This window comes from Niastella sp. sgz303648, assembly GCF_059587045.1.
On record NZ_JCAPSW010000004.1, the window covers coordinates 143,994 to 162,259 of the forward strand.

Annotated in this window: 15 protein-coding genes; 6 read left to right on the plus strand and 9 right to left on the minus strand. The window is 42.8% G+C overall.

From position 1 onward, the window contains the following. Positions 1–42 precede the first annotated feature (42 nt). Genes eutC through eat form a run of 3 tightly spaced genes read right to left on the minus strand, consistent with a single transcriptional unit; the run spans position 43 to position 3,502 of the window. Positions 43–822, minus strand: a complete 780-nt coding sequence (gene eutC / locus AC59IL_RS13270) for an ethanolamine ammonia-lyase subunit EutC (RefSeq protein ID WP_496552625.1) — start codon at positions 820–822, stop codon at positions 43–45. Beyond that, on the minus strand, positions 819–2,195 hold the full coding sequence (locus AC59IL_RS13275; RefSeq protein WP_496552626.1) for an ethanolamine ammonia-lyase subunit EutB: 1,377 nt from the start codon (positions 2,193–2,195) through the stop codon (positions 819–821). Before AC59IL_RS13275 ends, eutC begins: the two co-directional genes overlap by 4 nt. Further along, positions 2,192–3,502, minus strand: a complete 1,311-nt coding sequence (gene eat, locus AC59IL_RS13280) for an ethanolamine permease (RefSeq protein WP_496552627.1) — start codon at positions 3,500–3,502, stop codon at positions 2,192–2,194. The genes AC59IL_RS13275 and eat overlap by 4 nt, the downstream gene beginning before the upstream one ends. A 131-nt stretch (positions 3,503–3,633) precedes the next feature. On the opposite strand from eat, the gene AC59IL_RS13285 reads away from it, so the two are divergent. From AC59IL_RS13285 to AC59IL_RS13300, 4 genes are all read left to right on the plus strand, one after another. Further along, positions 3,634–4,305: an SGNH/GDSL hydrolase family protein gene (locus AC59IL_RS13285; protein WP_496552628.1), complete on the plus strand. Its 672-nt coding sequence runs from the start codon at positions 3,634–3,636 to the stop codon at positions 4,303–4,305. Positions 4,306–4,503: 198 nt separating this feature from the next. After that, a complete protein-coding gene (locus AC59IL_RS13290; protein WP_496552629.1) occupies positions 4,504–5,346 on the plus strand; it encodes a type 1 glutamine amidotransferase in 843 nt (280 codons plus the stop codon). A gap of 112 nt (positions 5,347–5,458) precedes the next feature. Beyond that, positions 5,459–6,652 carry a hypothetical protein gene (locus AC59IL_RS13295; protein ID WP_496552630.1) on the plus strand — a complete coding sequence of 398 codons (1,194 nt, stop codon included), beginning with the start codon at positions 5,459–5,461 and terminating at the stop codon, positions 6,650–6,652. A 55-nt stretch (positions 6,653–6,707) separates the two neighbouring features. After that, positions 6,708–7,028, plus strand: coding sequence for a cupin domain-containing protein (locus AC59IL_RS13300; protein ID WP_496552631.1), 321 nt, complete (start codon positions 6,708–6,710; stop codon positions 7,026–7,028). A gap of 82 nt (positions 7,029–7,110) precedes the next feature. Here AC59IL_RS13300 and AC59IL_RS13305 read toward each other — a convergent pair whose 3' ends face one another. The 4 genes from AC59IL_RS13305 to AC59IL_RS13320 all read right to left on the minus strand — a co-directional run bounded on the left by AC59IL_RS13305 (position 7,111) and on the right by AC59IL_RS13320 (position 14,116). Then, positions 7,111–7,698 carry a hypothetical protein gene (locus tag AC59IL_RS13305; protein ID WP_496552632.1) on the minus strand — a complete coding sequence of 196 codons (588 nt, stop codon included), beginning with the start codon at positions 7,696–7,698 and terminating at the stop codon, positions 7,111–7,113. A gap of 251 nt (positions 7,699–7,949) precedes the next feature. After that, on the minus strand, positions 7,950–9,086 hold the full coding sequence (locus AC59IL_RS13310) for an efflux RND transporter periplasmic adaptor subunit (RefSeq protein WP_496552633.1): 1,137 nt from the start codon (positions 9,084–9,086) through the stop codon (positions 7,950–7,952). A 6-nt stretch (positions 9,087–9,092) separates the two neighbouring features. Then, positions 9,093–13,463: a CusA/CzcA family heavy metal efflux RND transporter gene (locus tag AC59IL_RS13315; protein WP_496552634.1), complete on the minus strand. Its 4,371-nt coding sequence runs from the start codon at positions 13,461–13,463 to the stop codon at positions 9,093–9,095. Positions 13,464–13,726: 263 nt separating this feature from the next. Continuing rightward, the gene (locus AC59IL_RS13320; RefSeq protein ID WP_496552635.1) at positions 13,727–14,116 is read right to left on the minus strand and encodes a hypothetical protein; all 390 of its coding nucleotides are present in this window, start codon (positions 14,114–14,116) and stop codon (positions 13,727–13,729) included. A 287-nt stretch (positions 14,117–14,403) separates the two neighbouring features. Between AC59IL_RS13320 and AC59IL_RS13325 the strand changes: the two genes are divergently transcribed. Together AC59IL_RS13325 and AC59IL_RS13330 are read left to right on the plus strand one after the other, a co-directional pair. Further along, positions 14,404–15,078, plus strand: coding sequence for a LytR/AlgR family response regulator transcription factor (locus AC59IL_RS13325; protein WP_496552636.1), 675 nt, complete (start codon positions 14,404–14,406; stop codon positions 15,076–15,078). Between the two features lie 300 nt (positions 15,079–15,378). Next, the gene (locus tag AC59IL_RS13330; RefSeq protein ID WP_496552637.1) at positions 15,379–16,068 is read left to right on the plus strand and encodes a DUF2306 domain-containing protein; all 690 of its coding nucleotides are present in this window, start codon (positions 15,379–15,381) and stop codon (positions 16,066–16,068) included. Positions 16,069–16,073: 5 nt separating this feature from the next. Here the strand turns inward: AC59IL_RS13330 and AC59IL_RS13335 are convergent, their stop codons facing one another. Both AC59IL_RS13335 and AC59IL_RS13340 read right to left on the minus strand, forming a co-directional pair. Further along, positions 16,074–17,462, minus strand: a complete 1,389-nt coding sequence (locus tag AC59IL_RS13335) for a hypothetical protein (protein WP_496552638.1) — start codon at positions 17,460–17,462, stop codon at positions 16,074–16,076. A 119-nt stretch (positions 17,463–17,581) separates the two neighbouring features. Further along, on the minus strand, positions 17,582–18,142 hold the full coding sequence (locus AC59IL_RS13340) for an AraC family transcriptional regulator (RefSeq protein WP_496552639.1): 561 nt from the start codon (positions 18,140–18,142) through the stop codon (positions 17,582–17,584). Positions 18,143–18,266: the final 124 nt, after the last annotated feature.

An 18,266-nucleotide genomic window follows, 5' to 3' on the forward strand; every position in this document is an offset into this window, starting at 1 on the left:
TGACAATATGCAATGCCTGACATGCAACCATAGTTGTATTGCCTATTGCCCTTTTTCTATTGCCCATTGACTATCCTTCAACCCAACTCCCGACAGTTTCAGTCGCAGCGATTCATGTATGAGGAAAAATATTTTTTCGGCAGCGGCCGTATAATTTAATCCTTCGGGCCTGATATTCGATATGCAGTTGCGCGATTCATCTGTTAAACCAGGTGCAGGACCATAGGTAAGATATACACCTAAACTATCGGGCGAGCTGAGCCCGGGCCTTTCGCCGATCAGCACTGCCACCAGCTTTGCCTTCATCAGCCAGCCTGTTTCATCGCCAATAGCTACCCTGCCCTCCTGTACAATACAAACCGGCGCTACCGATAAACTGGCCTTTTCAAATCGTGGTAATAATTCTTTTAAAACAACAACAGCATGGTTGTTGATGGCGGTAGCTGATAAGCCATCGGCCACTACAAGGCATACATCATAACCTGTACTGTTAAATTCTTTCAACTGGTCAACAGACTGATCGTTCAGTCGCCGGCCGCGATCGGGATATTGCAGGTATTCGTGCCGGTTACCTGCCTGCGAATGCAATAAAAAAGCAGGCAGATGCAATGTTTGTAATTCATTCAGCAATTGCTGTTGCTCCAGTACAGCATATACCGCATCCCGGGCATTAGCATGTGCCAGCCTAAACTGCAACATAGCCTGCAAAGGTTCGGCATTGCCGGTTCGGCCCAATGCAATACGAGCGGCTGTAAAAGCCTTTAAATCAGCCCAGGGATCGGGTGTAACAATTGGTTTTTGTATGTTGTTGCTGTTGCTCAATTAATAAGTTGTAATAGTTTATGCTGGTCCTGTACAGGAAGCACTTTTCCATCTTCAGCCATTATACCCTGCTGCAGCAGCCATTGCTCAAACTCAGGTGCAGGCCGCAACCCCAGCACATTTCGTACATATAAAGCATCGTGAAAAGAGGTAGACTGATAATTCAGCATAATATCATCTGCACCCGGTACACCCATAATATAATTGCAACCTGCAACTCCCAATAAAGTAAGCAGGTTATCCATATCATCCTGATCGGCTTCGGCATGATTGGTATAGCATACATCCACCCCCATAGGCAGGCCCAGCAGCTTACCACAGAAATGATCTTCCAGCGCTGCGCGTATGATTTGCTTACCATCGAACAAGTATTCAGGACCAATAAAACCAACCACTGTGTTCACCAGTAGCGGCGAAAACTTTCTGGCCACGGCATAGGCCCTCGCTTCACAGGTTTGCTGATCAACGCCTTCATGAGCATTGGCCGATAACGAACTCCCCTGCCCCGTTTCGAAATACATTACATTATTACCAACTGTACCGCGCTGCAACGACAATGCAGCTTCATATGCTTCCTGCAGCATGTTTAAATGTATACCGAAACTTTTATTCGTTTTTTCGGTACCACCTATAGATTGAAACACTAAATCAACCGGCGATTTTCGCTGTACGAGTTGCAGGGCGGTGGTAACATGACACAACACACAACTTTGCGTAGGAATATTAAACCGCTCAATGATCGCATCGAGCATTTGCAGCAATGTATGCACATGATCGGGCGAATCGGTTGCGGGATTGATGCCAATTACCGCATCACCGCTGCCATACAATAATCCATCTACTATGCTGGCTGCAACTCCTTTCGGGTCATCGGTTGGATGATTCGGTTGAAGCCGCACCGAAAATCTTCCTTTTAATCCAAGCGTATTCCTGAACCCGGTAACCACTTCACATTTCCGGGCTACACTGATGAGGTCCTGGTTACGCATGAGCTTTGAAACTGCGGCCACCATTTCAGGTGTTAACCCTGCTGCAATTTGCTGTAATGTTTTGGTATCCGCAGCATCGCTTAGCAACCAGTCGCGCAACTGGCCGGTAGTAAAATGCCCTATTGCAGCAAATGCATTTGCATCATGTGAATCTATTATGAGCCGGGTAACCTCATCATGTTCATACGGGATTACCATTTCGTTCAGAAAGTTTTTAAGCGGAACATCTGCCAGCGTCATTTGGGCAGCCACCCGTTCTTTATAATCGGCTGCAGCTACACCTGCCAGCGCATCGCCCGAACGAAAAGGACTTGCCTTTGCCAGCAGCGTGGTTATATTTTCAAAATTGTAAGTATGGTGTTGTATGGTAAAACGATAACTCATAGCTCTGAACTCAACACTTTTTCAGATTTTCCTAAAATCATAAACCCTATTACTATTAATAACAGCAGGCCAAAGAAAATAATGCTCAGCAATACATTGTACCATATAATGGCGATCAGGCATATTATCGCAAGCACCAGGGCCGTATAGGGAAACCATGGATACAAAGGTACTTTGAATGGCCGAACCATATCGGGTTGTTTGCGGCGCAATACCAGCAAGCTGATCATGCTGATAATATACATTACCACGGCGCCTAAAGCTGATAAGGTAATAACCTGACCGGTTGTACCCGACCATAAGGCCAGAACGCCAACCAGGCCTCCTGCTATCAATGCAACATGCGGTGTACGAAAACGTTTATTTACGATTGCCAGCACAGCGGGCAAATATCCGCTTCTTGCCATGGCATATAACTGTCTTGAATAACTGATAATGATGCCATGAAAAGATGCCACCAAACCAAACAAACCAATACCGGCAAAAATTTTTGTCCAGCCGTTTTGTTTGCCCAGCACTATGCTTATTGCCTCCGGCAGGGGATAATCAATTTTTGCCAGGGAGTGCCAGTTGGTAACACCGCCTGTGAAAATCATTACGCCCAGCGCCAGTAATACCAGTGTTAAAATACCGTAAATGTAACCGCGCGGAATGGTGCGTTGCGGATCTTTAACTTCTTCGGCCACCATGGCTACTCCTTCTATAGCCAGGTAAAACCATATGGCAAATGGCAATGCGGCAAAAACGCCTCCCCAGCCATAGGGCATGGCATCCTGTTTAAAATTCTGCATATGAAAACCGGGCGCCACAATACCCATGAACAATAACAATTCAACCACAGCCAGCAGCGTAACAATAAGCGAAAACACGGCCGACTCTTTAATGCCCAGAAAATTAATAACTGTAAATACTACATAACAACCTATTGCCACCGGCATTACCTCAAACGACGGGTGCAAAAAATGCACATAACTGCCCAGTGCAAAAGCAATAGCCGGCGGCGCCAGCAAAAATTCAACAAGAGTAGCATAACCAGCAATTAATCCACCCAGCGGGCCCAGTGCTTTATGAGCATAAGCAAACGGACCGCCTGCATGTGGTATAGCCGATGTTAATTCGGTAAAACTGAAAATAAAAGTGATGTAAAAAATAGTCACCAATAAGGTAGCGATCAAAAAGCCGCCGGTGCCGGCCACATCCCAGCCCAAGTTCCAGCCAAAATATTCACCGGAGATAACCAAACCAACGGCCAGCGCCCACAGGTGCACCGGCTTTAAAACCTTTTTTAATGATGGGTTGCTTTGCATGCAATTAGTTTTAGTTTATAGCAACCGTGTAATTTTAACAGGTTCAAATTAGGGAAAACTAAATTAAAAGCGCATAAAATTTGAAAATTATGATTGGCTTCATTTATTTTCATCCTCCAAAATTTACCATCATGAGATTACTTCTTTTTATTTCTACATTTACAGTGTTGGCATTAGTAAGTTTCACCCGTATGCAACAAAAAGAACGTATCGTATTTTTTGGCGATTCCATTACCCAGGCAGGTGTACAACCAACTGGTTATATTACTGTGCTGGGCGATATGATAAAACAAAAGGGCCTGCAAAATCAATATGAATTAACGGGAGCCGGTATCGGCGGCAACAAAGTATACGATCTGTACCTGAGAATGGACGATGATGTACTGGCCAAAAATCCTTCAACCGTTGTTATTTGGGTAGGTGTAAACGATGTATGGCATAAAAAAACATCGGGTACAGGAACAGATGCCCCCAAGTTTGAACAGTTTTACAATGCCATCATTAAAAAACTACAGGCAAAAAATATAAAAGTATTATTGTGCACACCGGCCACTATTGGCGAAAGAACAGATTTCACCAATGAACTCGATGGCGATTTGAACAAATACGCCGGTATCATTCGCGATATTGCGCAAAAGAACAATTGTCAGCTTATTGATCTTCGCAAAACATTCCTTGCCTACAACCTTGCCAACAATGCTGAAAATAAAGAAAAAGGCATACTAACTACCGATGGCGTTCACCTCAATGAAAAAGGCAACCAGCTGGTCGCTACAGAAATGATGAAAGCGCTTGTTAAATAGGCAATGGGCAGCAGTGAATAGGCAGTAGAACGTTGAACGCAATCAACCTATGCAAATTTTACTGCCTATTGCCTGATTCGTCATCAACAATTTGCCTTGTGAATTGTTACTATGATATCGATCAGACAATGCAAGTGATATCAATCATGCAATGTAAGGCCTAAAAAAACGTTATGTTTGCATTGATACATCGATACTATGAAAGGTCCAAAAACCATACAGGTAGCCCTGCTCGACCTGTACGAAGGGCAGGCAAATGAAGGAATGCGTTGCATACGTGATATTTTGCGCCAATACGGTAAAAATCATGGTATTAAGCTCGTATGCACCGAATTCGATGTGCGGCAGAAGAATGCAATACCCGATTTAAGCTTCGACCTGTATATCTCTTCAGGCGGCCCCGGTTCGCCCCTGGCCAATGAAGAACATAGCTGGGAGTCTTTATATTTCGACTGGATACAAAAAATTTTGGCCTGGAACAGAACACATGATGTGAAAAAACATGTGTTTTTCATTTGTCATTCATTTCAACTCGCCTGCCGATATTTTAAAGTTGCCGAAGTTACCAAACGAAAATCTACCGCTTTTGGCGTATTTCCGATTCATATATTGCCGGCCGGCAACGAGGAACCCATTTTTACAGGCTTACACGATCCTTTTTATACGGTCGACAGTCGCAATTATCAGGTTGTGCAACCCGATCATGAGCAACTGAACCGCCTCGGCGCTACTATTCTGGCTATTGAAAAAGAACGTCCGCATGTGCCGCTCGAACGCGCCATCATGGGCATTCGTTTTAACGAATATATGGTTGGCACCCAATTTCACCCCGAAGCCGATGCATCCGGTATGAGCCGGTACCTGCAGCGTGAAGACAAAAAACAAACAGTGATCGCCAATCATGGCTTTGAAAAATGGCAAAGCATGATTGAACAATTAAACGACCCCGATAAAATTTCATATACGTATTCGCATATCCTTCCTAATTTTTTGAATACGGCGGTTGAGCAAATACCAGTAACGCTCAATAATGAATATTGAATGTAGAATATTAAATGTCGAAATAATGGATAATGAATGTTTTCATTGAACATTCGACATTCATTATTCGATATTAGTATTTTCGTACCTTCAAAAGAAATTATTGTAACCCATGGTTCCTGCTTTACGAAAAGCATTTAAAGAATCTTTTACCACTGAGCAATACGAGGCATTTTTAAAAGACCTGAACAGCAAATATCCGGGAGCTATTGAATTCAGGTTATCCGAAACACCCGTATTTGTTGATAAAGCCTTCGGTGAAAAAATGATCGATGCCTGCGAGCATATTATCGATATCGTTACCGATCCTTCGTTTAAACAGGTAACCGAACCTGCGATACCTGTACATGAACGCGTGCCCAATGAAAGCGACCGTTGCGAAATGATCGCATTTGATTTTGGCGTATGCCGGACTGAAAATAATGAAATGGAACCCCGGTTGATCGAAATGCAGGGCTTCCCTACTCTTTTTGGATTTCAGGCGTATTACCCCGATCTGTTCAGAAAATATTTTTCTATTCCTGAAAACTATAGTCAGTACCTGAGCGGTTATAACCATGATAGCTATCTGCAAATGCTGAAGGAAGTAATAACAGATGATATACCTGTTGAAAATACCATTCTGCTTGAAATAAAACCGCACGAACAAAAAACACGAATTGATTTTTATTGTACCCAGGAGTACATTGGCATACAACCTGTTTGCATTACCGAATTGATTCAGGAAGGAAAAAAACTATATTACAACAGGGCCGGTAAAAAAACCGAGGTTAAACGCATTTATAACCGGGTGATCTTTGATGAGCTGCAGACGCAGAAAAATACATTAGATCATTTTACTGATATTACACAGGACCTTGATGTGCAATGGGTACCGCATCCCAACTGGTTTTACCGCATCAGCAAATACACCCTGCCGTTTATACATCATCCGTATGTGCCAGCTACATACTTCCTGAATGAAATAAAGCAATTGCCGGCCGACCTGGAAAATTATGTATTAAAGCCATTGTTCTCATTTGCAGGCCAGGGCGTGGTGATAGATGTAACAGCAGCCGATATTGAAAAAATAACCGACCCGCATAACTGGATACTGCAACAAAAAGTGAACTATGCCGATATCATCGAAACGCCCGATATACCTGCCAAGGTGGAGATACGCATTATGTATGTATGGAAGAATGGCTGGGAACGACCCAAACCTGTTATCAACCTTGCGCGCCTGAGCAAAGGAAAAATGATTGGCGTACGGTATAATCAAGACAAGCAGTGGGTAGGCGGCAGTGTTTGTTATTTTGAACGATGAAATCAGTTCTAAGTACTAAGTTTTAAGTTCTAAGTTGTTCTAAAAAGTTTGAATTATGCAACACCTTGATGATATAAAAGGTAAATACATTGTTCCTGGTTTGTATGGCAGATTTGTACACGGCGATAAAATAACGCTTTCGTTTGTAGATATTCAGCAGGGCGCACAATTACCCGAACACAGCCATCCGCACGAACAGATCACCTATATTTTAGAGGGGGAACTGGAAATGACCATTGGCGGCGAAAAAATGTTGCTGACACCCGGCATGGTGCATGTTATTCCGGGCAATACCTCGCACAGCGCATATGCGCATACTTTCTGTAAAGTATTAGATGCATTTTCACCTGTGCGAGAAGATTACAAAATTCAGTAGTAAGTTCTAAGTATTAAGTTATAAGCTCCTTTAATACGAATGCGAACTTAAAACTTAAAACTTAGAACTTATTACTTACAACTCATTTTCCGTCCATCCAGTCGGGATGTTCGTCACTATCTTTTTTACGGGTTACCACATTAATGTTTATGACCCACTGATCGAGCTTGTACAACATCTCCAGCTCTACTTTAAAATTGCGATAGCGTTCGTCGGCTGTTTGTATTTTCAATTCACTTATCAGAAAGTCTTTTTCCTCGGCAGGAGTTTCATAGTTTCCGTCAAGCTCGTATACACTACCATCAACCATTTTTAATTTGCAATGGTTCAGCTGATGATAAAGACGCTTGTATTCCTTTGATGCTTTTTCAAATTCTTCGCTGTGAAACATCAAAGCCTGCCAGCTGGCAGTAGTATCAAGGGCAGAATGATAAATACCAATCAAACAACTTTCGGAACCGGGCAAAGTAACCGTTGAAGCATAATGTTCAATTTCACCTTCGGCTTGTACCAGATCGCCGGTAATATGTTTGTAGTTATAGGGAAAATCGCCTAATACAATTTCGATGCCTTTGTAAAATCCGGTAGGAGCATTGTTGAATAAATTGGGTTGAGCCGAAGCGGTTGCCATAGCCATAAAGGCTAACAGCAGGTTAGTAAGATTTTTCATCGGGTTTTGAAGTTTAGAATTTTGGGTACACAATTATAATGTAATTATATGATTCATTATTGTATAACTGTGACTAATACGTGAAAGTATTTAAGAGAACTTCCTGTAGTCAAGATTTTAAGCGGCAAATGTCGCCGTTTCTGACGACCCCAATCAACAATGCCACAGTTTGAAACCGTGGCACTGCTTTATTCAGGTGTGCCACGGTTTACTTTGCGACATAAACGAACCGTGGCACGGCTACTCCTCTGTTATTCCTCTTCGGCCGAATTCTTCATTTTACCCAGCACTGCATATGCATTCTTAGTAACTATTTGCATATTCAACAATTCAACATTATTACTGGTTATTGCTACACGGTTGTTTTCTCTGATACCGGCTTCTACAGTAACCAGCTGATAATTGTTTTTACCCGTTACCTGCACAATGTATTGCTGATTGCCATACCGAACCACCGCATCCTCAGGCACCGTAAGCGCCGGTACATTTTCAATCTGAATAGAAGCATTCAGGAACATACCCGGCAACAGGTTTTTAGGCCGTGTTTTAAAATGACAATGAATAGTGCCGCTGCGGTTATCATCAACATTACGCGTTACAAGAATCACTTCGCAGTCATATTCCTTTGCCGGATCATCAACAAATGACACTTTTACCAGTTGGTTTACCTTTACTTTAGGCATATCTTTTTCAAACACGGTAAGCGACGCATGCATATCATCGGGATTGATGAGCTCAAATAAAACATCCGTGGCATTTACAAACTTGCCGATGTTTACATTCACCTTCGATACAAAACCATTAATGGGAGAATAAACTGGTACGCTTCGCGAAATTTTATTTTCATTTAATGTAGCCGGATTGACATTCACCAGCCGCAGTTTTTCGGCCAGGCCTTTTACCAGTATTTTTTGTGCCGAAAAATCGCTTTGAACCTGTTGAAAGGTTTTGGCTGCACTTACCTGCTGTTCACTTAATTCTTTTTGCCGCTCAAATTCCTGCTGCAGGTAATTCACCCGGGCAACTGCCATCAGATAATCCTGTTGCAATTGCACCAGCCCCTGATCTTCAATTACACCAATCACCTCGCCCTTATTCACATGCATACCGGGCAGCAGTGTAGTGTTCTTTAAATATCCACCCAACGGAAAACTTACCGAAACGATATTCTGCGGTGGCACATCCACTACACCGTTTACCTTTAACACGGTATTGAGTGTTTGCGATTGTACTGTACCGGTTTCAATGCCGGCATTTTTGATCTGTGCATCCGTTAATGTTACGGCATTGCTATCGTGGGGTGCTGAGGCAACCGTATTTTTTTCGCCGGATTGTTTACAGGATACAGCTAATAAAACAGCAATTATATAAAAAAGCATTTTTTGCATAACGGATCATTTTCCGGTTAAATATTCTAATTCGATAATGGTATTATTCAATGAATGAACAGCCTGCAGATAACCCAGTTCAATATTAACGGCATTATTCATTTGCAACGTCCATTCAACGTAACTAACATCGCCCTTTTCAAAACCAAGGCGGGCATTGCGGGTAATCAAAGCCGCCTGTTGCAATCCGCTTTGTTCATAATAGCGCATCTGGTTGGTATATTTCTTATAGTCTTCACTCAGCTGCTGCCATTGGCTTACGAGGTACTGACTGGTAGCGGCCGCCTCCATTTTAGCGGTTTCTTCATTCAGCTTACCGGCTCGTATACGTGCTTTTACCGCTTTATTAAATAGCGGCAGCCCTACCGAAAGCTGATAAATATTAAACCGGTCGCCACCACCAAAGTATTGCTGGTTGATACCGTCTTTTGACTGATACCCTATTATTGACTGATTGCTATATCCCAGCATAAATCCGGGCGTTAGTTTTGCTTTTTCAATATTGGTTTGGGCGGCTGAAATCTTTACCTGCTGTTGTTGTAATTGCACTGCGGGATGCATAGCAACAGAAGCCGTATCATTTATCCATTCGCTTTGCTTTTGCAAACGGGTATAATCGGGCAGCAGGTTTTCGCGGGTGTTCAGCAACCACTGCAAACGCTGCTGCTCAATACGCAGGTCGGTTGTAACCTGCTCCTGCTGCAGCCGCAATTGCTGCATTTGCGCTTCGGCATTGCTTTTTTCGAGTATAGTGCTTTCGCCTGTTTTTAACCGCAGCGTAGCCGCTTCCAGAAAACGGTTGTACACAGAATCAAGACGTACCAACAACCGCTGCCGCTCCAGCAAATCGACCATATTATAAAAAACGGTCTTTACTTCTTTATGCAACTCCTGTTGTTTTAAAGCTGTTTGCGTAAGAACCGATTGCTCATGAGCCTGGTAATATTCTTTCTGCCGGCGGTATACAACAGGTAAATCAAATGACTGGTTGATATAAAAACGGGTATCGTTCTTCAAACTATTAATATTACCGTACTCGGCCCCTACCTGTGTTCGGGGCAATTCAGCTGTAGCGATTTGTAACTGCTTCCAGTAACCAGCACCTGAACGACTGGCCTGTAACGACAGGTTATGAGCGCCCGCCTGCTGCAACATTTGTTCAAGGCTCATTTTTTGTGAACCGGGTGTTTGAGAAAATGCAGATTTACATAAAACCAGCAATAATATAACAGGTAACACTTTAGAAGTACGTGCCCTTAGGGGTATCCTTTTTTCGAACCACATGTATAATACCGGTAATACTACCAGTGTAAGAAAAGTGGCAGTAACCAGTCCTCCTATAACAACAGTAGCCAGCGGACGTTGCACTTCAGCACCGGCGCCATGGCTCAGTGCCATTGGCAAAAATCCAAGCGAGGCTACCGACGCAGTCATCAATACCGGCCGAAGCCGTATTCGGGTCCCTTCCATAATAATTTCTTTTATATCGTGTATACCCTGATGTTTTAAACGGGAAAACTCTGCTATCAGCACAATGCCATTTAACACCGCTACACCAAACAATGCAATAAAACCAATACCGGCCGAAATACTGAACGGCATGCCGCGCAACCACAAAAACAAAATGCCGCCGATAGCCGATAAAGGAATGGCAGAAAAGATCAGTAACCCGTATTTCAATTTGCCAAATGCGAAATACAGCATTACCAAAATAAGCAGCAAGGCCGCTGGTACGGCAATGGATAATCGCTGGCGCGCTTCAGTGAGATTTTGAAACTGGCCGCCATAGGTTATATAATATCCTGCCGGTAACCGTACCTGTTTAGCTATTTTATTATTGAGCTCTTCAACGATGCTCTGCACATCTCTGCCGCGAACATTAAAGCCTACAATTATTCTTCGCTTTGCATCTTCACGTTGTATCTGGTTGGGACCTTCTTTAATATCAACCGTAGCTACCTGGCTTAAAGGTATCTGCGCTCCTTTGGGTGTTGGAATTAAAAGGTTTTGCACATCTGCCACATCCTGCCGCTGGCTGCCTTCAAGACGAACTACAAGGTCAAACCGTCTTTCGCCTTCATACACCAGCCCGGCGCTTTGCCCGGCAAATGCCGCATTTATCACGCGGTTGATATCTTCAATATTCAAACCATACTGCGCCATGGCAGCCCTGTTGAAACTAATCAGTATTTGTGGTATGCCTGTAACGGTTTCAACATACAAATCGGTTGCTCCTTTAACACCATTTACAATAGCGCCCAGTTTGTTGGCATATTGGGCCAGCGTGTCAAGATCTTCTCCAAAAATTTTACACACAACATCCTGGCGGGCCCCGCTGATCAGTTCATTAAACCGCATTGCTACGGGAAATTGAAAACCAAAAGTGGCGCCGGGAATATCCTGTAAGGCCGCGCTCATTTTTTCGGCCAGTTCATCGAATGATTTAGCGCTGGTCCATTCACTTTTATCTTTTAATATCACTATCAAATCACTCGCTTCAATAGGCATAGGGTCAGTTGGTATTTCACTGCTGCCGTTTTTGCCTACCACTTTTTGCACTTCTGGAAAACGGCTTTTTAAAATATGGGCGGCCAGTGTTAACGTGTGTACCGAAGTTTTAATATTGCTTCCGGTAAGCACCCGCGTTTCTACAGCAAAATCGCCTTCTTCCAAATCAGGAATAAATTCGCCGCCCAACCGGCTGAATATAAAAATGCTTAGCGCAAAGAGTAATAAACCTGAACCGATGATTATTTTGGGATACCCCAGCATTTTTTGAAGCGAATGCTGGTATATTCTTTCTATCCATGTCATCATGCGGTCGCTGAACGTTTTTTTATGCGTCATCTTTTTACTGAGGAACAGCGAAGTGACCATGGGCACATAGGTAAACGACAATATAAAAGCGCCCAGTAAGGCAAAGGTTACGGTTTGCGCCATGGGACGAAACATTTTTCCTTCTATACCCTGTAAAGAATAAATAGGCAGATATACAACAAGAATGATGATTTGTCCGAATATAGCCGCATTCATCATCTTTGAGGCACTCACCTCCACTTCTTCATCCATTTTGGCCTGATTCAGCAGCCGTACCTCTGTAAAATGTTTTGAATGGCTTAACCGGTGCATTACCGCTTCCACAATAATCACAGCGCCATCTACGATCAATCCAAAATCTATGGCTCCCAAACTCATCAGGTTACCACTTACACCAAATACGTTCATCAGAATAATGGCGAACAACATCGATAAAGGAATAACAGAAGCTACCACCAGCCCTGCACGCAAATTGCCTAAAAACAACACCAGCACAAATACAACAATTAATGCTCCTTCAACTAAGTTCTTTTCAACTGTTCCAATAGCGTTGTTCACCATTTTAGTACGGTCGAGAAAGGGTTCTATCATCACGCCTTCGGGAAGGGTTTTCTGAATCTGCTGAATTTTTTCTTTTACCCGTTTTATTACAGCCGATGAATTTTCACCTTTCAGCATCATTACCACGGCGCCGGCTACTTCACCCTTATCATTATATGTCATAGCTCCATAGCGAATGGCGCTTCCCAGCGCAACAGTGGCTACATCATGCATCAGCACGGGAATACCGGCTTCGGTTGTTTTAACTACAATATTGCCAATATCATTTTCACTGGTTAATAACCCTTCGCTGCGAATAAACAATACCGCCGGTCCCTTTTCAATGTACGCACCACCGGTATTTTGATTATTTTTTTCAAGCGCTGTAAATACATCTCCCATGGTAAGGCTATACGATTTCAATCGTGAAGGGTTAACCGCTATTTCATATTGCTTCAGCAATCCGCCAAAACTTGCCACATCGGCCACACCTTTTGTACCCATTAATTGACGCCGAACGATCCAGTCCTGAATGGTACGCAGCTGCATGGCATCGTATTTATCTTCATAGCCTTTTTTTGCCCGAATAACATATTGATATATTTCACCTAAACCGGTTGTCACGGGCCCCAGCTGGGGTTTGCCCAATTGCTCCGGTATCTGGCTTTGGATCAGCTGCAGGCGCTCGGCAATTTGCTGCCGCGCCCAGTACACATCTACTTTATCTTCAAAAACAAGAGTTACCACCGATAAACCAAACCGCGAAAAACTTCTGATCTCTTTCAGGCCCGATATATTACTGTTCGCCTGCTCAATCGGAAATGTGATCAGGCGCTCTACATCGGGCGCTCCCAGTGCGGGTGAAGTGGTGATCACCTGCACCTGGTTATCGGTTATATCGGGCACAGCATCAATAGGCAAACGGGTCGCTGAATAAGCACCCCATACTATCAATGCCAGGATAAATAAACCTATTACAAGTTTATTCTTTATAGAAAAGCGGATAATTGAATTAATCATGAAATGCTTTTTGAGTTGGTCACGCAAGGCGGGATGAATCGCCAATCGGCAAGCCGTGCCACGGTTTGGAACCGTGGTGCGGCTACGGCAAATGGCAAACCCGAAACGGTTATCCGTTAAACGTTTAATTATCCGGTTTCAAATCAATACCGGTTCACAAATTTGTGTTCAATAAGAAAAATGGAATATGCAGTCACAGAATTATGTTAGCGAATTCAATTGCGAATTGCTCCCGGATAGCCGGGATAAACTGTCAACTGCTATTACGCGCAACGGGGAGGTTGAAATATATCTGCTACAGACAACAGGGAGTGACTTTCTTCATCACTTACAATAAATTCATTTTTTGTTTCTGTTGTACGCACCGGCAATTCAATAACGGTATTAACCGGGCACTCGCAGGAAATGCCGGCATTTACAATACAGCAATCAGAATGACGAAAAGGAAGTTGATTGTCTTTTTGATAATCCTCATCCACCACATACTGGTGAATGTAATGCAAACTTAAAAAGTCTAATAATGAAATAGAAGGGTCCTGATGCCTGTGTTCAATAAAATGTTGTATCAATACGGGCATTCTCAAAAACTGATGCAGCTCTGAGAACGACAGCATGTATATACTCATGAAAAAAATGGCAACTGTTTTCTTCACGCGCCAAAGTTACAAAAACAGCCTTTCATTTTCCCTATTTAATTTTGCTATCTTTACTGCATTCTGTATTGATTATTATGGCATTCAACCGGCCTTTTCCATTAGATGCACCTTCGCTGAAATCTTTTCGCTACACGATGTACGCGGCCCTTTGTGTGTTTTTAATATTAGCATTACTGCAACCTTTTGGTCTTGATTCGCTTAACACATCGCAACGAATTGTACACTCTTTATAATATGGCCTGGTAACGTTTGTGATTGCCTCGGCAAATACCGTGTTGTTGCCTTTGATTTTCAGGAAGGTTTATAATGAGCAACGCTGGACGGTAGGAAAAGAATTACTGCATATGTGCTGGCAAATTGTATCCATTGCCATGGGCAATTTGTTGCTCACCCATTGGTTGTACAATACCCGGCTTTCGTGGCACAACCTGTTTATGTTTTTGTGGATCACCCTGGCGGTAGGCATTTTTCCTCTTTGGCTGAATATTTTGTTCAAACAGCAACGATTATTAAAGAAATATCAGACGGGCGCGGCAAGCATTGATCAGCAATTGCACCAAATAAATCCTGTTACTGAAAACGAAACTGTTATTCCCGGTGCAATAACATTTACAAGCGAAAACGGCAAAGAGCAGGTTACGATCGAAATCAACGACATACGTTTCATTACTTCGGCCGATAATTATGTTCGGATATTTTATGTACAGCAACATAAGCAAGCCACTCAGCTGCTGCGCAATACCCTTCGCAAAGCCGAAGAAATGCTAACCGCTTATCCGCAGTTTTTCAGGTGTCATCGCACTTATATTGTAAACCTTTCTGCCGTAGAACATGTTAGCGGCAACGCCCAGGGATACAAGCTGCATTTGAAAGATGTTGAAGAGCTGATCCCGGTTTCGCGCAACCTCAATGCCGTTCTTACGGAGCAAATAACCCTTCGCCCCCGCTTTGGAAATTGATAGATACGACACTATTTTACAGGCATTTCGGCTCATAATTCAGTTATAATAGTATGAGACATGCAGATAAGACAGAAACTGATATGGGTTGCATATGGGAGGACTATGGAAGTACTATGGCTGTACCATGTAGCGTGTATGGAGTTAGTATGGAGTTAATATGGAGTAAGGGGATCTGTGTTGCTATTTGCCCCAAATAGCTGCAACTCGCCCCTTGCATTTGGAAAACGCCCTGAAACACAGGCATTTTTGCATTGACGATTTGCAGCAATAATTTTTAAAACTAAACTCCGTCAATGTATGGCTACCCTGTTACATAGTGCGTTAATTCTTCATATCATCTGCGGCTTTGCATCTTTGACCTGCGGTCTTATTTCGATGATCAATAAAAAAGGCGCACGCATGCACCGGCTTACCGGCAAGATATTTTTTACGGGCATGACCGGCGTGTTTATTACCGCCACTTTTATATCGCTTGTAAAGAACATCCCTTTTTTGTTTATGGTAGGCTTTTTCAGCTATTACCTTACCTGCTCGGGATACCGCGCACTATATTTAAAAAAATTACATATGAATCAGCATCCGGCTTTTACCGACTGGCTGATCAGTTGTACAGGAATTATATCGGGGCTTGCCCTTACCGGTTTTAGTTTTATATGGTTTATGCAACGGGGTATGTGGGGTATGGTGCCTCTTTCATTCGGTATTTTTTGCTTTTTGAGCGGTGTAAAAGACATTCGGCGTTTTTATAAAAGGCCAACCAATAAACAACATTGGTTCTTTACCCATGGCGGCCGCATGGGTGGAGCGTTTGCGGCAACAGTAACTGCTTTTATTGTAGTGAACGTGCAAATAGGTTCATTCACCTGGTTATTATGGATCCTTCCCGGTGTATTGATCGGTTTATGGACGGGGCGCATTTTGAAAGGCTACCGCAGGATTTTTGAAGGTAAACAATCAAAGAAAGATGTTTTGCCGGTTAATGGCTAATTACCTTACTGCATCAATCCCGGATAAATTCGTATAAAAGCCTGTATGGCCCAAGGATTTTTGCCGTATAAAGTTTTTAATGCATCAGTGGCAAAATAAGCAGTAGCCTGCGTGCCGAGCGCTATATTGGTTTTACCAATGGCAAATAATTGTCTGTCAACACCGGCAGTAATGGCGTTTACCGGAAATTTTGCATCATGCCCGAATGTTGCTTCATTAAGCGCAAGCTCCTCAGCCGATTTTTCGACAAATTCATACCGGGCATACAATGCATTCTTTTTAAGGCTATAGGCCGATTCAAACAGTACCGAATGTTCTTTATGTTCTTTATCAACCCGGTTATACCCCCACACCAATGCTGAATTTATGCGGGCACCGTTTGTTAGCTTTTTGGCATGTAAAACGGAAGCGGTTGTTCTATAAATATCTTCGTTGGGGTGTAATTCTTCGGGACTTTTTATGAATCCCTGCGACACCTGCAATGCCCATTGTGCCGATGGATTGTATGATAAGCGGGCCGACCATGAATCAAATCTCGCCTTATCAAAATTATAACGGTCTTCATTAGGCTCGCGGCCGGTGAAAGAAGAACCTTCGAGCTTAAATTGTTTATAGCGCACACCAGCGGTTGCTACACCAAATGTTATGTGCGTTGCATCCTGCCAGTGATGCCCCAGTGGCGCATCGGGATTGAATAACGACGATGGGCAATGCATAAAAGCAGTTGCACCAATAGCCGGTTCGCCGGGATAGCCTAGGTAAACAAACACATCGGCATCTTTACTAATCATGTGCGTATAACCAACAGATAATTCAGAAAACAGATCGTGCGGATGCTGCCGGTTAACCAATGGTTTTCCTTTCCACGTTTCACCCGATTGAAACAATAAAGGATAACCATTACCACCTTCAGTTAACGGATCAAGCGAAAGCATTACATGAAAATTGAATAGCCCTCTTTTGCCAACAAGCGTTTGCCCCATGAGCATGCCCCAGTTTGGCGCATCAAACTTATGGCCACCGCGGCTGCCTGCATTGCCAACATCCTGATTGGTATAACGTAAAAAAACATTGCCATGCAGCATGAACATCCATTTGGGTGTATGAATCATATAAGCGTACATAGGCGATTCATCTGGCAGCCACGATGTACCTGAACCGTTGCGGGTCATCGATAAATTACGGCTAAAGGCATGCGACATAATGCCCATATTGTCATGATTCATAGATGCATGATTATCGGGCATAGTATCTTTTTTCATTGAACCCATTTTCATGGGAACCATGGTTGTATCTTTTTTCGATTGCTGAGCAGGCATTTGGTGATGCTCATGTTGTGCAGCAACAGTTATGGCAACAACACTGAGTAAACTGAGCACTATTGCTTTTTTCATAATACGCTTTTACTGGTATAAGTGATTACTGTAATTATTATGCCACAAAGCTATTAAGTAGTAGAAGGTATTCTATTATAGAATTATGGAAGGGATTTATATTAACTATTCGCTAAGGATTAAATTTTATCGAGCGACTTGCGCTGATTGTGCTTTAAATTTTTAAAATGGCGCGGGGTTAGCCCTGTTACTTTTTTAAACTGGCTGCTCAGGTGCGCCACACTGCTATAGCCAAGTTCCCAGGCAATTTGGGTTAAACTTAATTCATCATATACCACCAGTTCTTTGGCCCTTTCAATTTTTTGCAAAATGAAATATTGTTCAATGGTAATACCTGTAACTTCAGAAAACAATTTGCTTAAAGCGGAATAATCTTTATGCAATTGCTGCGAAAGGTATTGCGACAGATTTTGTTTTTCAAGCTCGTCGGGCTTTTTTACCAGCTCTATGATCAGCGTTTTGATTTGTTCAATAAGCACCGACGACTTATCGCTGATCAGTTCAAAATCAAATTCCTGCAGCTTATGCTCAATTTCGTGCAACTGTTCAGGCGTTACTTCATTCTTCAATTCTACTTCGCCAAGGTTTACAACCATTACCTCATGCCCCAGTTTTTCGAGTTCGGTTTTAACTACCCATTTGCAACGGTTGCACACCATATTTTTTATTCGTAATAACATAGTAATTTTTTATCATCAGTCATGATATGCAAGTTAACTTATAAAGCTAATAACACTTTTTTACAGGGTTTTGTTAACCACCTGTAAGAAAGCAAACATACCGGTACCTTTTTTATATAATTAC